Here is a 16,412-nt window from a genome sequence, read left to right on the forward strand (position 1 = left end):
CTTTCACGGGCTGACCAGTACAAAGAAAAGCTTGCCCTGCGTTGATGCGCCGGCAAGCTTTTCTGCTTGCCGGGGGTCGGCAGCCACAACCACCAGGCCGTCGTTGTCACCCGTACCGAGCCACTCCCCGGCCTTCCCGCCTTGGGCAGAGGTCCACAGCACGGCAATAGGACCAGCCAGGACCTGGCTTTCGCCGGACTCATCGTAGGATCCGGCTGCGGTAAGGACCACGGACACCAACTGGCCGGGGGAAAGTAACTGGATGGATGAAGGGTCGGCCATCCGGAGTGGAACCGCTGCCGTGCCCGGGGGTGATCCGGTGAGCAAGCCAGGACCCAGCAGGCTGGACTCCGTGGGGATCTGGCCCTGGCCAAGGGGTGCAGCGAGCTGACGCCCTGCGAGGGCGCCGGGGTCCTCAAATGCGGTGGGGATTGCCAAACCCTGGGTTACAGGAATGGTGGTGAAGTCGGAAGCGGCCAGGTTGGTGCCGCTGGGGAGGTCCCGGACAGCCACCAGTACGTTGACGCGTTGCTCAGAAGCGGGCGTGAGCTGCTGGACTGCGATGCCGGCAGCCAGGCAGAGCAGGAGCGCGACAGTGAGGCGGCGGTTCCGTCCGATCAAGGATCCGAACCTGCGTTTCAGGCCACGCCGGGTGTCAGGGTTGCGCGGACGGTTTCGGCTGAACCTGGAATCAAAGGGGGCGCGCAGCGGCGCACGCGATGGGGGAGACCATTTACCGGCGGCTGCCGCTGATCGCTCGGCCCGGGCAAGGAGTGTGCTTCGTGACTGATGTGGCATGCAGCCACGCTAGCCAGCACGGCACCCACGGAAACAGTGCCGGGCTGGGCTATGTGGAAAAGGGAGCTCTTAGCTGGCTGCGGCTGCCGGGGCCGGAGTCGCGGCGGGAGCCGACGACGCAGGTGCGGGCGCTGCGGGAGCGGCCGAAACCGTGCTTCCTTTGGCGTCGCGGGAGTCAGTGCGGTAGAAACCCGAGCCCTTGAAAACAACGCCAACGCTGTTGAACTTCTTCCGAAGCGCTCCCTTGCATTCGGGGCACTCCGTCAAGGAGCTGTCAGAGAAGGACTGGACGATGTCAAAGGCATGGTCACAGTCTTTGCAGGCGTATGCGTAAGTGGGCACTGAATTCCTCCTTCAGGACAGGGTTCAGGTCCTGTGCCACGCATCCGGAGCGTCTCCGGGTTAGCAGTCGCAGGGCCTGAGTGCCAATTCTATCATCCGGCGCCATTGCAGCATTCGTGCCGGACTGAAGCTCATAACATCGAACCGGGGCCACCTATTCCGGGCCGTCGAGGCGAACGGTTCCGGAGGGCGTGAGCACTTCCCGCACGGGGCGGTCGAAAGCTTCGGCGGGTATGGAACCGGAAGGCAACAGGTCGTCGTCGTACACCACCGCGATGGTGGGCGGCCGCTGGCCGGATGCGTCGAGTCCTTGGAGGAGCCGGTCATAGTAGCCGCCTCCTTGGCCGATCCTGTTTCCGTCCCGGTCAACGGCCGTGGCCGGCATGAAAATCCCTGCGGCGTCCGCGATGACCGAACTTTCCAGCCTTTCGCCCTCGGGTTCGTCAATGGGGGCGTAGGAGGACCGCACGAACACGGTCGACGGCGTCCAATACACCCAACTCAATTGCCTTTCCGGCTCGCAGACCGGGAGCAGGATACGGTGCCCGGCGTCGTGCAGCGCCTGAATCAGGGGCAGCGTGGGGGGTTCGAAAGCGACTCCAACGTAGACCGCAAAAGTGCCGGTGGCGGGGGCCCTTGTTGCTGCCCAGTCCGTGCCGTGCCGGGCTATAGACGCGCCGGCGGCTGCAATCTGCTCTGGCGCAAGGCTTCGCCTGTGAAACCGGCGGCTGCTCCGGATCTCTTCCTTCGTTGCCATATGTATCCGTTCTTTGGGTCCGTACGTAACACCGGAAGGAGCAGGAGGGCTGCCCTTCCCTGAAACAAAAAACCCTCTTTCGGTGCGGCGGGGTTTAGCCGTTGATGTCTTCCTTCCGTTAGATTAGTCCGGTGACTCTCGATAACAATGCTGTCCGTAAGGCCGTCATCCCCGCAGCGGGCCTTGGCACCAGGTTCCTGCCTGCAACAAAGGCGATGCCCAAGGAAATGCTGCCCGTGGTTGATAAGCCAGCCATCCAGTACGTCGTCGAAGAAGCCGTTAAGGTGGGCCTGCACGACGTCCTCATGATCACGGGGCGCAGCAAGCGCGCCCTTGAAGATCACTTCGACCGTGTGCCGGCCCTTGAGGCAACGCTTGCCGAAAAGGGTGACACTGCCAAGTTGGAGGCCATTCAGTCGGCCACCAACCTGGGCGACATCCACTACGTTCGCCAGGGCGACGCCAACGGGCTCGGCCATGCAGTCCTTCGTGCAAAGCAGCACGTCGGCCACGAACCGTTCGCCGTGCTCCTTGGTGATGACCTGATCGATCCTAAGGACGACCTGCTCAGCGAAATGATTGCTGTCCAGCAGAAGACCGGCGGATCCGTGGTGGCCCTCATCGAAGTTGAGCCATCAAAGATCAGCGCCTACGGCTGCGCGGACGTGGAGGACGAAGGCGAGGACGGCTACGTGCGCATCAAGCAGCTCGTGGAGAAGCCTTCGCCGGAAGAAGCTCCATCAAATCTGGCCGTCATTGGCCGCTACGTCCTCCACCCGGCCGTGTTTGAGGTCCTGGAGAACACAGGGCCGGGCCGCGGAGGGGAAATCCAGCTGACGGATGCCCTCGAGGTGCTGGCTGCAGGCGAGGGTGAAGGCTATGGCGTATACGGCGTGGTCTTCCGCGGACGCCGCTTCGACACCGGCGACAAACTGAGCTACCTCAAGGCCTGCATCGAGCTCGCCTGCGAACGCGAGGACCTCGGCCCCGAATTGCGCGAGTGGCTGCCGACCTTCACTGCAGCACTTCCCAAGTAACAACGGATGTACGGCTCTGCGATCTGGCCGGTGACGCTGGAAAGCGGAGACCTGTTGCTGCGGCCCATCCGTTACCGCGATAAGCGGGAGTGGTCCGAAGTCCGTTCACGGAACAGCGAATGGCTGGCGCCATGGGAGGCGTCCAACCCGGCTCCGGGTGGGCGCCTCCCCAGCTATCGCCAGATGGTGGCCTCCCTGAACGACCAGGCCCGTCAGTCCACCGCGCTGCCATTTGTCATTGTCGAGCGGACGCCCGGCTTCCGTGAACCGAAAATCGTAGGCCAGTTGACGGTATCGTCCATTGTCTGGGGTTCGGCCATGATGGCTACCCTGGGCTATTGGGTGGATAGGGACCGCGCCGGGCATGGCATCGCTCCGACGGCCGTTGCGATGGCGACAGACCATTGCTTCCGCGTGCTGGGCCTGCACCGCATGGAAATCAATATCCGCCCGGAAAACGCGCCAAGCCTCAGGGTTGTGGAGAAACTGGGTTTCCGCGATGAGGGCTACAAGGAACGGTACTTGCACATCAATGGCGAGTGGGCCGACCACCGTTCCTTTGCACTTACTTCCGATGAAGTTCCCGAAGGACTCCTGCGCAGGTGGCTCAGCGGACAAACGGGCAGGTCATAGGCCTTTTCGGCCCTAACTCCAGTCATTTGCGGACTCGCCCACGACACACCGGCCTCAATGCCGCCGCCCCCGGTCATTTGCTTCTACGGTTTTGAATGTGGACTTCCCTCTCAGCAGCTCAGTGATACTCGTGGTCGCTGTCGCGCTGTGGATGGTCTGGGTGGCGCCTTATGTTTTACGGAACAGGCGTTCACAAGTCCAAACAGTGGCTGTTCCAGCAGACGCAATCGACGACGAACCAGACGAACCGCAGGCAGGGGTGGTACTGACTTTGGCACCTCAGCAGGAGAAACCGATGGAGACCATGCACAGGACAGCACCGGCGTCGCCCCAGGGATCCACACCGGCCGAAACTGCTGCCCGGAAGTCGTCCTCCACACCCTTCACTATTCGGTACGCCCGCTTTACGTTGGCGTTGTCGGGCCTTGCCCTGCTTTTGACGGCGATCGTTTCAGGCATCCTTTGCCTCTTCGGTAAGGGATCGCTGTGGTTGCCGCTCGTCTCGCTGGTCGGTGCGGTAGTCGCCGTCGTGGTGTTGCGCAGGCTTGCCCTTCGGGACCTGCGCGAACGACGCGCGCGGCGTGCAGCGCAGGCCGCGCCGATCCCGACTCCCGCCCGTTACCTGCCAAAGGAAGAGCCGGACGAGCCCAAGGCGACCACCGTCTTCGATGCCGAGGCCGCCAGCCGCGAAGCCAACCGGCCTACAGCTGATGAACTGCGTCAAGCCGCGCTGGCAGTTGCCGTGGCAGCCGGGGATCACTCGGCCAAGTCTGCCCAGGAATCCAAGGGCGCAAGCTGGAAACCTGTGGAGGTCCCGAAGCCCACGTATGTCGATGCCGCGAAAGCAGCGCGCCCGGCACCTGAGCCGCTGGATCTCCCGGAAGCCCCCAAGCCCGTGGGCAAGCCCATCTTGAAGCAGAACGCCGAGCAGGCCGAAGCGGTTGCGGTTTCCGTCAAGAGCCAGAGCGCCCTCAGCAACCTGGATGACGTCCTTCAGCGCCGTCGCGCCTAACAGCCCTCCATGACCAGTATCTGCGTTGCAGGGGGCACCGGCCAGGTTGGCCGGGAAGTTGTCCGCCTCGCCGTGGCTGCCGGGCACACGGTCTCCGTTCTCAGCCGCCACGTGCCCGCCATGGCCTCAGCGGATCGTCTCGACGGCGCAGCCTACTTCGCTGCCGACGTCACCACGGGCGACGGGCTGGCCGCCGCCCTGGCGGGTACCGACGTCGTTATTGATTGCCTTGAGGGACAGTTCGGCAAAGCCAAAAAGCAATTCGCCGACGGCGGCGCGCGCCTCGCCGCGGCTGCCCACCTGGCCGGGGTGGTCAGGATTGTGGCGCTGTCGATCATCAACTGCGATCTGAGCACCTATTCGTATTACGTTTCCAAGGCCGAAAAGGAGCGCGCGTACGCCGAGTCGCCGCTGCAAACCGTGGTCGTCCGGGCCACGCAGTTCCACGGCCTCGTCGCGATGGTCTTCGCCGCAGGCGCGCGACTAGGACTCATCCCCACTTTCAACGGCGCCAGGTTCCAGACCATCTCGCCGGCGGATGCCGCGGCCTCCCTGCTCGAAGCGGCCACGGCTGAGGCGGAGGCTCCACCGCACAGCGTCCGCACTGTAGGTGGCCCGGAGGAGCTCACCATGCGGCAGATGGCGGAGGATTGGAAACGCGTCACGGGCGCCCGCGGAAAGATCATCGGGCTGCCGCTGCCGGGCCCGATGGGCGCTTACCTGCGTGCAGGCCATAACCTGGTCCCCGAACAAAAGGTTGGTTCCGAGACGTTCGTGTCGTGGTTGGAAAAGCGCCGCGAAACTTTATAGCCTAGGGACACTGGTCCGGCATCAAACCGGACCCAGGGGCTATAGCTCAGTTGGTAGAGCGCTTCGTTCGCATCGAAGAGGTCAGGAGTTCGAATCTCCTTAGCTCCACCCATTCAAGGCCTAGAATCCGCGGAAGTTTCCAGCCTCCGCGGTCGTCTGCAAGCCTTTCAGGCCTTACTCGAGAGCCAGAAGCATCGCTCGGAGCGGTCCGATGAGCTCCTCATGAAGGCCGGGGACGCCGGCTATCAGCATCCGTTCTTTCTCGATCAGCGTGGTGAACGCCGCTTCCACGGTGGCTCGGCCACTGCCGGTGAGCCGCACAAGGACCACCCGGCCATCACGGTCGCTGACGCGCCTCTCTACCAGGGATCGGTCCAACAATCGGCTTACACGGTTGGTCATTGTTCCGGACGTGACAAGGGTCTGTTGAATCAGTTCCCCGGGGGTGAGTTCATGCGGCGGTTCGGACCTTCGCAGAGCCGAAAGGACATCAAATTCCCACCCCTGCAGATTGTGTATCGCGTAGGCCTCCCTGCGCGCTGCGTCCAGACGCTGCGCGATCCGGCCGATGCGACTGAAGATATGAAGAGGGGAGGGATCGATGTGGGGAAGAGCGCGTTTCCATCCGTCGATAAGCAGGTCGACGTTGTCGGCAGGTGCGTCAGGGGTTGCTTTCACACCATCCAGTATATCTTGACGTCAAGATATTTTGGCGGGTAACGTCACGCTCGTAACCTAAACCGGTCCCGAACGGAGCGCCCTATGCCCATCGACTTCTCCAGCCCTGGCAACCGCAATACTTATGCCCTGCGCGTTGCCGACCCGACGTGGACGCAAGGCATCACCGCGCTGATCGATCCTCGAGGCCTGCGGGTAGCGGACATAGGGTGCGGTGGAGGGATCTATTCGACCTCATGGCTTGAACTCGGAGCTGAGTCAGTGGTCGGCGTCGATTTCTCCGCCCAGATGATCGAAGATGCCGTCACGCGGGCTGACGAGTCGCCGGACCTGACCTTTTTGCTGGCAGATGCCACCGCGACAGGGTTGGTGGACCACTCGGCTGATCTGGTCTTCCAGCGGGCCCTGGTTCACCATCTCGAGGAACCAGTACTCGCTTATCGGGAAGCTAAAAGAATCCTAGCCCCGACCGGGCGTTTGATGATCCAGGACCGGACGATGACGGACGTACGTCGACCTGGATCGCCGACACACCTCCGTGGCTACTTCTTCGAACTTTATCCCCACCTTCTTGACTTCGAGGCAGCGCGCCGCCCCAAGGAACAACAGGTGGAGGCCGACCTTCTTTCGGCTGGGTTCAGCAACGCTGAACGACACACGCTTGCCGAAAGGCGCCGGACCTACGCTTCAATCGATGAGTTGTCCGACGACCTGAGAGCACGAACGGGCCGGTCCATACTGCATGAGCTCACCACTTCGGAGCTCGAGCGCCTCATCGATTACATTTCCGCCAAGGTCGATGCCGAAAAGCCAATTGAGGAAATTGACTACTGGACCGTCTGGCTAGCCGCTCCGCCAAGGCAGTTTTTTGATGCCAACGATTCTGCCGTACTAGGACGCTGAGGGTTCAGCCAATAGCCGTAGAGAGGCCCATCCATCGAATTCCAAACCTCATGTTCCTTTGGCGTGACATTGCACCGCTGCGAGGTCAGGTGGCCACTCATGTCTGACCCTGCACCATGCCTCATGCTGTAGGGCTTTGCCGCGTCGGAGCTCAATCCTATTTCAAGCTGAACGGTTCGCCAGTGGCGTCCAGCCTGTCAATCGTCGAGGTCAGATGGGGCCACACGGCGGTTGCTCGATCGGTGGCAAGGTGTTCTGCAGAATGTCTTCCTCCCATGGGCTGAGCTGGGCGTCGTGCACGTTATACACCCTGATACTGACGGCCTGGTTGTCATTGCCACCAGGGTTTGGCGAGGTGATCTTCCAGTGGGTAGTTTTTGAAAATTAGTTCCGTCGGAATGACTTCCGGGGCCCCTCCAGATTATTTTGAGTCATATTGAGAGTTACCTCCATCCGGAGCTCAAAATCCCGGCTGTCCTCGCTGAAGTCCCTTCGGGAGTCCAGCTGACTCATCGGGTCCAACTCACGGAGTGTCACCCAGTGTGAGGCAAGGTGCGGAATCTGCTCACGGGAGAGGCTGCCCTCCCCGCTGAGTCTGCCGATCTCCAGGTCCTCGGAGAACGGGCTGTACCGCGCTTCATCGGTCTGAGCCACAAACGAGGTCCAGTCCCTCCAGGTCGGCCCCTGTGTCACCCGCGCCCCTAAGTACGGTCCACAGGATGTTCTCCACATCGGATGCCGTGCAGTCGGACGAGACGCCGATCAGGTATGAAACCAGGGGGCCGCGAACTGCGATGTTCCCTCCGCGGGGGTCGCTGTCTATCCAGGTGACGCACGGCATTGCGACGAGTTTTCGGTCCAAGCCGAAGACACTCGGAGTCGCCAGTGGGGCGACAAATCTGTAAACGCAGGATGACAGGAGCACGATCACCACCAGTAGGACTCCGAGACCTACTATCCGGCCAGTCCTTGCTGATCGCAGTGCAGGTCCGTTCGATGGAGCAGCCTGATCCTTGGCAATGCGGTCTGTACCCTCTGCCACGCCGGAATAGTAAATCCAACGATTAGCATAACCCTGCTGGTCTTGACGGCGTGAATAGAGCCCACGACAAGGGCAGGGACGACGGACCCGGCCGCATTCGACAAGATAACCCCATTGTCTGCGCCCGGTCTGCGGCATATCGTTAACTATCGTTCAGTATCGTTCGCGACGTATTGAGGTGGGCAAGATGCAGGATTCATTCCCCGCAGGCGGATTTATGGGCAACAGTTTTGACGGGATGTGGCAGGCCGTTGACGAGTTTCGTTCCCGGTTTGAGAAACGGTCCGGAACCAGGGCAGGGCGGGGCGAACTCCGCACGGCTGTCCTGGCACTGCTGGCAGAGCGTCCCATGCACGGCTACCAGATCATCCGTGAAATCGATGAGCGCAGCAAGGGGAGCTGGAAGCCAAGCGCCGGGTCCGTCTATCCCACCCTGCAACTGCTGGCGGACGAAGGGTTCATCAGCTCGGAGGAATCCAACGGACGCAAGATCCATTCCCTGACGGAGGCCGGTCGGGAGTACCTGGCTGAGTCTGAAACGTCCGCGCCGTGGGAGTCGTCGGGTACTGGTGCGGGCCCAGGGTTCGGGGCCCTTCCCAAAGCCGGAATGGCGCTTGCGCAAGCGGCGGCGCAGGTGGGCCGCACCGGGACGCCCAAGCAGGTGCAGGAAGCTGTTACCGTGCTCGAAGAGGCACGACGCCGGCTCTACTCCATCCTCGCCCAGGATTGACAGGGGTGACGTCGGTTCGGCGCGATCGGGCAGATCCAGTACCGGGCGGGGGTAATACCCGTGCCCGCTATCGCCGAATCCTGCGTTTCGCCGCTTGGCACCTTTCCGTCACGTGGTGGTTTGAGCTCTTACTGCCGCGGGTGGGGCTGCGTTGGGTGGGGGAGCGGAACCGGGCCCGCAGGATGCGCTCCTTCGCCCGACGGTTCCATGACCTGGCGGTTGAGCTCGGGGGCCTGATGATCAAGGTGGGGCAGTTCATGTCTTCGCGCCTTGATGTCCTTCCGCCGGAGATCACTGCCGAATTGGAAGGGCTGCAAGATGAGGTGCCTGCGGTGCCTTTCCCCGCGATCCGTTCCCTTGCCGAGGCCGAACTGGGCGCGCCCTTGGGGGCAGTTTTTGCTTCGATCGAGGAAGTGCCCATCGCCGCGGCCTCCCTCGGCCAGGCGCACCGGGCACAGCTTCTGCCCGCTAATGCCGCTGACACCGGACTCAGCAGCGTGGTGTTCAAGGTTCAGCGCCCGGGCATCCAAGCAATTGTCGACGTCGACCTGGCCGCCTTGCGCAGGGTCGGAGGCTGGCTGAGCCGCATCCGCCTCGTGTCTGACCGGGCCGATGTGGCGGCCCTGATCAAAGAGTTCGAGAAGACCAGCCTCGAGGAAATCGACTATTTGAACGAGGCGGCGAACTCAGAACGATTCGCTGCTGATTTCGCCGACGATGCGCGGGTGACGGTGCCCGCCGTCGTCTGGGAGCGGACAACCAGGCGCGTACTCACCCTTGAAGACGTCACGGCCATCAAAATCACCGACGCCGAGGCGTTGCGGGAAGCCGGCATTGACCCTGCCGAGGTCGCGCCGGTTTTCGCCTCCGTCATGTTTGACCAGCTTTTCACCAACGGTTTCTTCCACGCAGATCCTCATCCGGGCAATATTTTCGTCACTCCAACGAAAGGCCAGGCTGAACATCCATGGCGGCTGACGTTCATCGATTTCGGCATGATGGGCGAGGTGGCCCCGGGGACTCGAAGTGGCCTGCGCAAACTCCTGATTGCGGCCGCATCCCGTGATGGCAAGGGGCTGGTGAACGCCATCGGCGACGTCGGAGTGCTGATGCCTTCGGCTGACAAACCTGAGCTTGAACGGGCCATGTCGCAGCTCTTCGACAGGTTTGGCGGGATGGGCTTTGCCGAACTGCGGGACGTGGATCCACGCGAGTTCCGTGACTTTGGTGCCGAGTTCGGCACGGTGGTCCGGTCGCTGCCCTTTCAGTTGCCGGAGAATTTCCTGCTCATCATCCGGGCCATGTCCCTCACCTCGGGCGTTTGTAGTTCGCTGGATAGCCGGTTCAATCTTTGGGATTCGGTGGAGCCTTACGCGGCACAGTTGATCCGTGATGAGCGCGGTGGGCTCGCCAAGGATGTGGCGGCCCAGGCGTTGGATGCCGCGGTGGTAGCCCTGCGGTTGCCCAAACGCCTGGATGGCGTGATCACGCAGATCGAGGACGGCACGCTGCAGATTTCCAGCCGACGGCTGGAACGGCAAGTGGCACGCCTCATCCGTCTTGCACACAGGGCTGTGGGCGCAGTGGTCTTTGGGGCCGTCCTGATTGCGGGCGCCGTCGTTCGGCCAACCGACCCTGCTCTGGGTACCGTTCTGATGATCGGCTCGCTGCTGCCGCTGCTTGCCGGCTGGTGGGCCGGTCGCCGTGGATGATGGGCGCGGAATGGGCAAGGCGTTGCAGGTGCGCCCGGAAGCGCGTCTTAGACTTGCCGTGTGACTGACATCCCCGAACGCCTCCCGCCGGAACCCGGCAGCCTGGCCGGCCCAATCCTGGTGGGCGTCATGCCCGGTCAACACCCGGTTGTGGTTGAGCAGGCAGCCCGCATGTCGGCCCTTCTGGGACGGCCTTTGGTGTGCGCTTACGCTGACGCTACGGTCTATCCGGTTGATGGCACCGCCGGGGGTCCCTGGGCGCCGATAGATCCTGACGGTGTTGATGAGGATTCCGAGGCCATTCCGCGCTCGCTGAAGGCATCGTTGACCGCCCAACTCGCTGGGGCGGGCGTCGAATGGTCTCTGGTGCCACTGGCTGGGGAGCCCGCACACGCGCTGGCCCGCGAAGCCCATGCACTGGACGCGTCCATGATCGTGGTGGGCACCCGGGACCATACGCTGGCGGCCGCACTTAAGGAAATGACCTCCGGATCCGTGGCCCGCCATCTAAGCCACCGTCAGGACCGTCCCGTGCTGGTTGTCCCCGTAAATCCGAGGGTTCCGGCCGACGATGACGACAACTGAGGCCAAGCGACCAGTCCACCTTCATTGGCGGTTCATTGGAACGGTGGCTGGAGGCGGGGTCCTGGGAGCGCTGGCGCGTTACGGCCTTGGTTTGGTCATTCCGGCGCCAGGGGGGTGGCCTCTTGCCACCCTGGTGATCAACCTGACCGGCGCTTTGGCGCTCGGTGCACTGCTCGAAGGATTGTCACGCAGGGGGCCCGACGCCGGAAGCCGCCGGGTCCTCAGGCTCGCCTTGGGCACGGGGTTCTTGGGCGCCTACACCACGTACAGCACCTTGGCAGTGGACGCTGTGCACTTGTTCGCAGCGGGAACGGCACCCGCAGCCATGGGTTATCTTGCCGCCAGCCTCGTGGGCGGTGCTGCCGCTACCACGGCAGGTATCTGGTTGGGTTCGTGGCAGCACAGGCTCGTCAAAGGCCGGACGCCGTGACAGTGGTCCTTTTGGCACTCGCAGGCGGACTGGGCGCGGCGGCCCGATTCGTCGTGGATGGACTCGTCCGTGCACGCTTCCGGACCGCGTTGCCGTGGGGCACCATTGTGATCAACGTTTCCGGTTCGTTGTTGCTGGGCTTCCTAGCAGGACTTGTCATGCGTGGGCAGGCGCCCGAGTCGCTGCTGCTGATCGCCGGCACAGGCTTCCTGGGTGGCTACACCACGTTCAGTACTGCCAGCCTTGAGACCATTCGCCTGGTCCAAAGCGGTCGAACGGGTTTGGCGCTGGTCAACGGGCTGGGAACAATGGCCGCCAGCGTTCTGGCCGCTGCAACCGGCGTGTGGATCGCTGTTCTTTGACCCCGCTGGCGGCGCCCCCAGGCACCCGGCCATCAGGACGGCCGCCGGAAGTTCAGCTTCCGGCGGACTCCTCGCGTTCGAGTGGCTTGGCTGATTCGCATCGGGTCAGCAGGGACAGGCGGCTCGCGATACGTGCCAGATCCACCGGCATAACGCTTCCGGAACCGGCGCCGTCCCAGTCCAAGGGACCCTTGCCTACCAGGAACAGTGTGATGTCCTGATCGTGGAGCACGTCTACTACGTTGCTGAACCGCTGCCAGGCGGGCGCCAGCGCAGGGTGGTTTCCTGCTGGTGAGGGAACATCGTCGATCACCCACGTGGCGTAGCTGTCAGCCAGGGCAAGGTAGTCCGCGGGCGACGTCAGCCCTCCGCACAGTTCGTCAAAGCCCACCCAGAGCAGATCCGGATCGGAATTCCTGACGACGATCGGATGCGTGGTGGGGGTCAAAACGCGGCTCTGGATAGGGGCAGGTGTGAAGAGGCCAAGGCGACCCAGTTGCGCGGGCGTCCCGGGCGTAATGATGCGGCCGGACCGGAACCCTTCCGAGGGGTTCTCGGGGGAGTCGGCGCCTGCAGGTACACGCCGGAAATCCAACGCGCCGGAGATCTCCACGATGTCCATCATGTCTTTGATGGCCTGGATGGTGGGCACGAAGTGCTCGTGCCACAAGGGGTTGGGCAGGAGGTCGTCCGGAGCGTAGTTTGAGGTCACCACCAAGGGAATGCGTCGTTTGGCCGCATCCCGCAGGAGGCGGGCGATGAACATGCCGTCTCCGACATCATGGACATGGAACTCGTCAAAAAAGAGCACATCGATGTCAGCCAGCAGCGCATCAACGGACTTCTGGATCATGGTTCCGTTACCCGCAGCAGGCCCATGCGTGCCGGCATGGAGCGAGCGGAAGAAATCGTGGAAATGCACCCGCCGCTTCCTTACCGGCAACCTGGCGTAGAAGCTGTCCATCAGCCAGGTCTTGCCGCGGCCCACAGGGCCGTGAAGGTAGAGGCTTCGTGGCACCTTTCGGGACAGCGCACGACGGCGGCCGGTCAGTTGGGCGCCAAAAGCCGCCAACCGCTCGGCTGCTTGGCGCTGGCTGTACTCGAGCTCGAAACCGGAGCGGCCGGCGTCGTCCGCTAGGTCGTCAACCATGGCGAGGCGGGCGGAACGTACCGCCGGACCGATCCCCAGGGTTGGTGTCACAGCCATCCTTTGCGCTTGAAGATGAGGTACATAAGCAGGGCGGCGCCGAACATCAGGCCAATTGCCAGCGGATACCCGTACTCCCAGTGCAACTCAGGCATATTGTCGAAGTTCATCCCGTAGACGCCTGCCACGAAGGACGGGGCGAAGAGGATGGCCGCCCAGGAGGAGATCTTCTTTACCTGCTCGTTCTGTGCGGCACTGGCCTCGTTCTGGCGGTTCGCCGTGAGCGTTCCGTCCAGGGTGAGTGCGTTCTGGAGGATGTCCCGGAACGAATTCGCACGGGAAATGACCCGTTGTGCATGGTCCTCGACATCCCGCAGGGAACGCTGCAACTCGATGTCCACACCGTATTTTTCGAAGCCCCTTTTCAGGAGGTCCATCATTTCCGGGAGGGGATGGATGGCCCGCTGGAACTGGATAACTTCCCGCGAGAGTTCGTAGATCCGGCGCGATACCGAACTGTCGCCGCTGAAAAGTTGGTCTTCGATCTCGTCGATGTCGTTTTCCAGCCCGGCGATCACGGGCGCATAATCGTCCACCACCTGGTCCACGAGCGCATACAGCACGGCTTCCGGACCGTGCCGCAGCAGATCGGGGCGTTCTTCCAAACGCTTGCGGACGCGGGCCACTCCTCCCGTTTCAGCATGCCGGATGGTGACCACGAAGTTCGGACCGGTGAAGACATGGAGTTCGCCGAATTCCACGGTCTCGGTCTCGTCCAGGTAGCGGGCGGGGCGCAGCACCGTGAACAGGCTGTGGTCGTAGCGCTCTAGCTTGGGCCTCTGATGCGCCGAGACAGCGTCTTCCACTGCCAGTTCGTGGAGGCCGAACTCAGCGGCAACCGCCGCCATTTCCTCCTGTGTTGGCCGGTACAAGCCGATCCAGGCCATGCCCCCGTGGACCGAAAGGGTTTCGAAAGTCTGCTCAAGGCTGCTGGGGGTGGCAGTGCGTACGCCGTCCACATATACGGCATTGTCGATGATGGTCACTGGTTGAACGCTACTGCATGGCCCCGATGATGGCCCCGGCGACAGTCATGGCCACCAGGTCGTGGCCCGAATCGATCAACGTCACTGCCGTGGGGCGTCCTGCGAATCCGTTATGGATAACGTGCCCGCCGGAGCGGAAAACCAAGGCAATGACCAGGGCGAAGAAGCCACCTGCAAGGAATGTGTTCAGTCCCAGCGCGCTGATGAGGATGGCCAGCAGGATGCTTGTGACGGCTGCTGCAACCATCATGGGGACCCAGATGCCGGCGCCGCCCTCAATGTTCTTGAGATCGTCTTCGGTCTTGCCAATTGCCTGCATCCACCGTCCTCCAAGAACGGCTGGCATGTACCAGACAAAGCCGATCACCATGCTTGAAACGAATGCCAAAAGCACGGCGAGCCAATTGATCTGGGAGATGTGTGAGAGCCAATCCATGCAAGAAATCCTAGTCGGCCCGGGCCGCCGCTCCGGGGCTCTGCCCTTCGGACTTGCCGCGTGTTGGAGCTGCAGCCATCCTTCCGATCAGTGGCTCGGTCCGGTAGGGAATATGCGTGTGCAGCGCCAGAACCGTTTCGGTCCTGATCACTCCCTTGGTGCGAAGGACGGCGCGCAGGGCGGATTGGAGGTTGTGGGTGTCCGTCGCAACCACCCTGCACCAGAGATCACCGCGGCCGGAGATTTCGTGGACTTCGAGCACCTGCGGTATCAGGCGCAACGCCCCGATGACGCCGTCCAGTTCACGGTGGGTGACTTCGATCGTGACGAAAGCGACGACGTCGTACCCCACCTTTTCGAGGTCCACTTCACGGCCTGCTGCCTGCAGGACTCCGGAGCGTAGAAGCCGCTTGATCCGGCTCTGCGCAGTATTGCGGGCTATGCCCAGCGCTTCGCTCAGTTCGGCGACCTGGATGCGGGGGTCCCGGATGAGTTCCAGCAGGATTTTCAGGTCCATGGGGTCAAGACTGTTCAAATGGTCACTCCAGCTCACTCTGACGGCTACACTTTGAGCCTTTTGATCAATTCTTGTACTTGTTTGCTTCTTTGAGCGCAGCTCTATTGCATTCTATTGCCATCACTGTTCAGTCGTGCTGGTTCTCCCACAAGGACGCCCCAGCCCGGCCACCGAGCCCGAAGGCATGGAAATGACTGTCTTGAGCGAACTCCGCATGCGTCCGGCCACCGCCGCACGCTGGGGCTGGGATGCCTCCACCACCGCCCGGCTGGTCCTTGCCGGGGTTGTGATCTTCACACTGCTGGTTGGCGCCAACCTCGCCACGCCCTTGTACCCGCTGCTTCAGGCCAGGATCGGTCTGTCCTCCCTGGACGTGACCATCGCCTTCTCAAGCTACGTCCTGGCGTTGGTTGCGGTCCTCATGGTGGCCGGTCACTGGTCGGACCACATCGGACGGCGTGCTGCGCTGGTCCTGGCTGTGTTGGTGGGTTTGGTGGGCGGCATGATCTTCGCCAACGCAGACAGCCTGGTGACGTTGTCCATGGGCCGGGCACTCCAAGGCGTGGCCGTGGGTCTCGCCACCGGTGCGAGCTCCGCTGCACTCCGGGAATTGCTGCCCCAAAGGCCGGACTGGGCGTCACGTTTCACTCTGCTCTCCTCGGCCGGCGGCGTAGCGGCAGGCCCGGCAATCGGCGGCCTGTTGTCACTCCTGCCGGACCCCACACGTACGCCCTACTACGTTCACTCCGCAGTGCTGCTGGCCGCCCTCATACCGCTGTGGTTGCTCAAAGCCCGGCCGGCCATTGCGCCTGCGGAAGGCCCCAGGCCATTGAAGGTCCTGGCCCCCAGGAAGCCGTCCATTTCCAAGGACGCGCGCGGTGCCTTCTGGATGGCAGCGGCCACCGGATATCTGAGCTTTGCGGTGTTCGGCTTTTGCTTGTCCCTGGCGCCGGGATATTTCGCCACGGTGGTGCACGCCGATTCGCGGCCGTTGATAGGAGCCCTGGCCGGTCTCACCCTGGGAGCTTCGGCCCTAAGCCAACTCCTCGGGACCCGTGGACGATTCGTGGTCCCCGTTGCGTTGGCCATCCTGGGTGTCTCCGTGGTCCTGGTGGGAGCAGCGGCTGCGTGGTCGAGTCCATGGCTTCTTGTGGCCGCAAGCATTACGGCCGGAGCGGGCCAAGGCATTGCTTTCCGCCAGGTCTTCAATGAGGTGGCCGGAAAGGTCGAAGCGGCACGTCATGCACAGGTCATCAGCACGGTCTACGTGATCACGTACTTGGGCAGCGCCGTTCCGGTGATTGGGCTGGGACTGGCGGTCTCGTCCCTCGGGCTGCAGGCCGCCGTCGTGGGTTTTACGGTCCTTTGCGGAGTGGCGGCATTGGCCTTGGCGGCGGTGTCTCTTCGGAGCGCCCTGCGGGCCTGACAGATCGCA

Annotated in this window: 20 protein-coding genes and 1 tRNA gene; 12 read left to right on the forward strand and 9 right to left on the reverse strand. The window is 62.8% G+C overall.

Annotated elements, in window-relative coordinates; translation table 11 throughout:
- Positions 1-3: 3 nt before the first annotated feature.
- The 3 genes from cpaB to ACNQOP_RS15255 form a co-directional block, all read right to left on the reverse strand.
- A complete protein-coding gene (gene cpaB, locus ACNQOP_RS15245) occupies positions 4-798 on the reverse strand; it encodes a Flp pilus assembly protein CpaB (protein WP_416404975.1) in 795 nt (264 codons plus the stop codon).
- A 69-nt stretch (positions 799-867) separates the two neighbouring features.
- On the reverse strand, positions 868-1,140 hold the full coding sequence (locus ACNQOP_RS15250) for an FmdB family zinc ribbon protein (RefSeq protein ID WP_235517030.1): 273 nt from the start codon (positions 1,138-1,140) through the stop codon (positions 868-870).
- 154 nt (positions 1,141-1,294) lie between these two features.
- Positions 1,295-1,897 carry a 5-formyltetrahydrofolate cyclo-ligase gene (locus tag ACNQOP_RS15255; protein ID WP_416404976.1) on the reverse strand — a complete coding sequence of 201 codons (603 nt, stop codon included), beginning with the start codon at positions 1,895-1,897 and terminating at the stop codon, positions 1,295-1,297.
- 131 nt (positions 1,898-2,028) lie between these two features.
- Here ACNQOP_RS15255 and galU point away from each other — a divergent pair, with 131 nt between their 5' ends.
- From galU to ACNQOP_RS15280, 5 genes are all read left to right on the forward strand, one after another.
- Complete coding sequence (galU, locus tag ACNQOP_RS15260) at positions 2,029-2,934, forward strand: UTP--glucose-1-phosphate uridylyltransferase GalU (RefSeq protein WP_284986521.1); 906 nt, start codon at positions 2,029-2,031, stop codon at positions 2,932-2,934.
- 6 nt (positions 2,935-2,940) lie between these two features.
- Positions 2,941-3,567, forward strand: coding sequence for a GNAT family N-acetyltransferase (locus ACNQOP_RS15265; RefSeq protein WP_416404977.1), 627 nt, complete (start codon positions 2,941-2,943; stop codon positions 3,565-3,567).
- 130 nt (positions 3,568-3,697) lie between these two features.
- Positions 3,698-4,579, forward strand: a complete 882-nt coding sequence (locus tag ACNQOP_RS15270; protein ID WP_416405015.1) for a hypothetical protein — start codon at positions 3,698-3,700, stop codon at positions 4,577-4,579.
- Between the two features lie 9 nt (positions 4,580-4,588).
- Positions 4,589-5,389, forward strand: coding sequence for an SDR family oxidoreductase (locus tag ACNQOP_RS15275; protein ID WP_416404978.1), 801 nt, complete (start codon positions 4,589-4,591; stop codon positions 5,387-5,389).
- Positions 5,390-5,424: 35 nt separating this feature from the next.
- Positions 5,425-5,497, forward strand: a tRNA-Ala gene (locus ACNQOP_RS15280).
- 66 nt (positions 5,498-5,563) lie between these two features.
- Here ACNQOP_RS15280 and ACNQOP_RS15285 read toward each other — a convergent pair.
- The gene (locus ACNQOP_RS15285) at positions 5,564-6,067 is read right to left on the reverse strand and encodes a MarR family winged helix-turn-helix transcriptional regulator (protein WP_416404979.1); all 504 of its coding nucleotides are present in this window, start codon (positions 6,065-6,067) and stop codon (positions 5,564-5,566) included.
- 84 nt (positions 6,068-6,151) lie between these two features.
- Between ACNQOP_RS15285 and ACNQOP_RS15290 the strand changes: the two genes are divergently transcribed.
- A complete protein-coding gene (locus tag ACNQOP_RS15290) occupies positions 6,152-6,970 on the forward strand; it encodes a class I SAM-dependent methyltransferase (RefSeq protein WP_416404980.1) in 819 nt (272 codons plus the stop codon).
- Positions 6,971-7,607: 637 nt separating this feature from the next.
- Here the strand turns inward: ACNQOP_RS15290 and ACNQOP_RS15295 are convergent.
- Complete coding sequence (locus ACNQOP_RS15295) at positions 7,608-8,012, reverse strand: hypothetical protein (RefSeq protein ID WP_416404981.1); 405 nt, start codon at positions 8,010-8,012, stop codon at positions 7,608-7,610.
- 187 nt (positions 8,013-8,199) lie between these two features.
- Here ACNQOP_RS15295 and ACNQOP_RS15300 point away from each other — a divergent pair, with 187 nt between their 5' ends.
- Genes ACNQOP_RS15300 through crcB form a run of 5 tightly spaced genes read left to right on the forward strand, consistent with a single transcriptional unit; the run spans position 8,200 to position 11,831 of the window.
- Positions 8,200-8,742, forward strand: a complete 543-nt coding sequence (locus ACNQOP_RS15300; RefSeq protein WP_235517017.1) for a PadR family transcriptional regulator — start codon at positions 8,200-8,202, stop codon at positions 8,740-8,742.
- A 5-nt stretch (positions 8,743-8,747) separates the two neighbouring features.
- A complete protein-coding gene (locus tag ACNQOP_RS15305) occupies positions 8,748-10,454 on the forward strand; it encodes an ABC1 kinase family protein (protein WP_416404982.1) in 1,707 nt (568 codons plus the stop codon).
- A gap of 60 nt (positions 10,455-10,514) precedes the next feature.
- Complete coding sequence (locus tag ACNQOP_RS15310) at positions 10,515-11,039, forward strand: universal stress protein (RefSeq protein ID WP_257371210.1); 525 nt, start codon at positions 10,515-10,517, stop codon at positions 11,037-11,039.
- Entirely contained in the window at positions 11,026-11,469 is a 444-nt protein-coding gene (locus tag ACNQOP_RS15315) for a fluoride efflux transporter FluC (protein ID WP_416404983.1), read from the forward strand. Before ACNQOP_RS15310 ends, ACNQOP_RS15315 begins: the two co-directional genes overlap by 14 nt.
- The gene (crcB, locus tag ACNQOP_RS15320) at positions 11,466-11,831 is read left to right on the forward strand and encodes a fluoride efflux transporter CrcB (protein WP_257371208.1); all 366 of its coding nucleotides are present in this window, start codon (positions 11,466-11,468) and stop codon (positions 11,829-11,831) included. Before ACNQOP_RS15315 ends, crcB begins: the two co-directional genes overlap by 4 nt.
- A gap of 52 nt (positions 11,832-11,883) precedes the next feature.
- Here crcB and zapE read toward each other — a convergent pair whose 3' ends face one another.
- Genes zapE through ACNQOP_RS15340 form a run of 4 tightly spaced genes read right to left on the reverse strand, consistent with a single transcriptional unit; the run spans position 11,884 to position 14,977 of the window.
- Positions 11,884-13,038 (reverse strand): cell division protein ZapE, encoded by a 1,155-nt coding sequence (zapE, locus tag ACNQOP_RS15325; protein ID WP_416404984.1) that lies wholly within the window; start codon positions 13,036-13,038, stop codon positions 11,884-11,886.
- On the reverse strand, positions 13,029-14,024 hold the full coding sequence (corA, locus tag ACNQOP_RS15330) for a magnesium/cobalt transporter CorA (RefSeq protein WP_235517006.1): 996 nt from the start codon (positions 14,022-14,024) through the stop codon (positions 13,029-13,031). Before corA ends, zapE begins: the two co-directional genes overlap by 10 nt.
- A gap of 10 nt (positions 14,025-14,034) precedes the next feature.
- Positions 14,035-14,460, reverse strand: a complete 426-nt coding sequence (locus ACNQOP_RS15335) for a DUF1761 domain-containing protein (protein WP_235517004.1) — start codon at positions 14,458-14,460, stop codon at positions 14,035-14,037.
- Between the two features lie 10 nt (positions 14,461-14,470).
- The gene (locus ACNQOP_RS15340; protein WP_374111552.1) at positions 14,471-14,977 is read right to left on the reverse strand and encodes an Lrp/AsnC family transcriptional regulator; all 507 of its coding nucleotides are present in this window, start codon (positions 14,975-14,977) and stop codon (positions 14,471-14,473) included.
- Between the two features lie 190 nt (positions 14,978-15,167).
- Here ACNQOP_RS15340 and ACNQOP_RS15345 point away from each other — a divergent pair, with 190 nt between their 5' ends.
- A complete protein-coding gene (locus ACNQOP_RS15345; protein ID WP_416404985.1) occupies positions 15,168-16,403 on the forward strand; it encodes an MFS transporter in 1,236 nt (411 codons plus the stop codon).
- Positions 16,404-16,412: the final 9 nt, after the last annotated feature.

It is taken from the genome of Arthrobacter sp. LFS091, from assembly GCF_047977885.1.
Classification (GTDB): domain Bacteria; phylum Actinomycetota; class Actinomycetes; order Actinomycetales; family Micrococcaceae; genus Arthrobacter.

What these genes read in the sequence shown, in the direction of transcription:
- cpaB (WP_416404975.1), bottom strand. Translation starts at nt 798, where the DNA reads ATGCCACATCAGTCACGAAGCACACTCCTTGCCCGGGCCGAGCGATCA.
- ACNQOP_RS15265 (WP_416404977.1), top strand. Translation starts at nt 2,941, where the DNA reads ATGTACGGCTCTGCGATCTGGCCGGTGACGCTGGAAAGCGGAGACCTG.
- ACNQOP_RS15315 (WP_416404983.1), top strand. Translation starts at nt 11,026, where the DNA reads ATGACGACAACTGAGGCCAAGCGACCAGTCCACCTTCATTGGCGGTTC.
- ACNQOP_RS15290 (WP_416404980.1), top strand. Translation starts at nt 6,152, where the DNA reads ATGCCCATCGACTTCTCCAGCCCTGGCAACCGCAATACTTATGCCCTG.
- ACNQOP_RS15300 (WP_235517017.1), top strand. Translation starts at nt 8,200, where the DNA reads ATGCAGGATTCATTCCCCGCAGGCGGATTTATGGGCAACAGTTTTGAC.
- ACNQOP_RS15340 (WP_374111552.1), bottom strand. Translation starts at nt 14,977, where the DNA reads ATGGACCTGAAAATCCTGCTGGAACTCATCCGGGACCCCCGCATCCAG.
- ACNQOP_RS15275 (WP_416404978.1), top strand. Translation starts at nt 4,589, where the DNA reads ATGACCAGTATCTGCGTTGCAGGGGGCACCGGCCAGGTTGGCCGGGAA.
- ACNQOP_RS15345 (WP_416404985.1), top strand. Translation starts at nt 15,168, where the DNA reads ATGACTGTCTTGAGCGAACTCCGCATGCGTCCGGCCACCGCCGCACGC.
- ACNQOP_RS15335 (WP_235517004.1), bottom strand. Translation starts at nt 14,460, where the DNA reads ATGGATTGGCTCTCACACATCTCCCAGATCAATTGGCTCGCCGTGCTT.
- ACNQOP_RS15255 (WP_416404976.1), bottom strand. Translation starts at nt 1,897, where the DNA reads ATGGCAACGAAGGAAGAGATCCGGAGCAGCCGCCGGTTTCACAGGCGA.
- zapE (WP_416404984.1), bottom strand. Translation starts at nt 13,038, where the DNA reads ATGGCTGTGACACCAACCCTGGGGATCGGTCCGGCGGTACGTTCCGCC.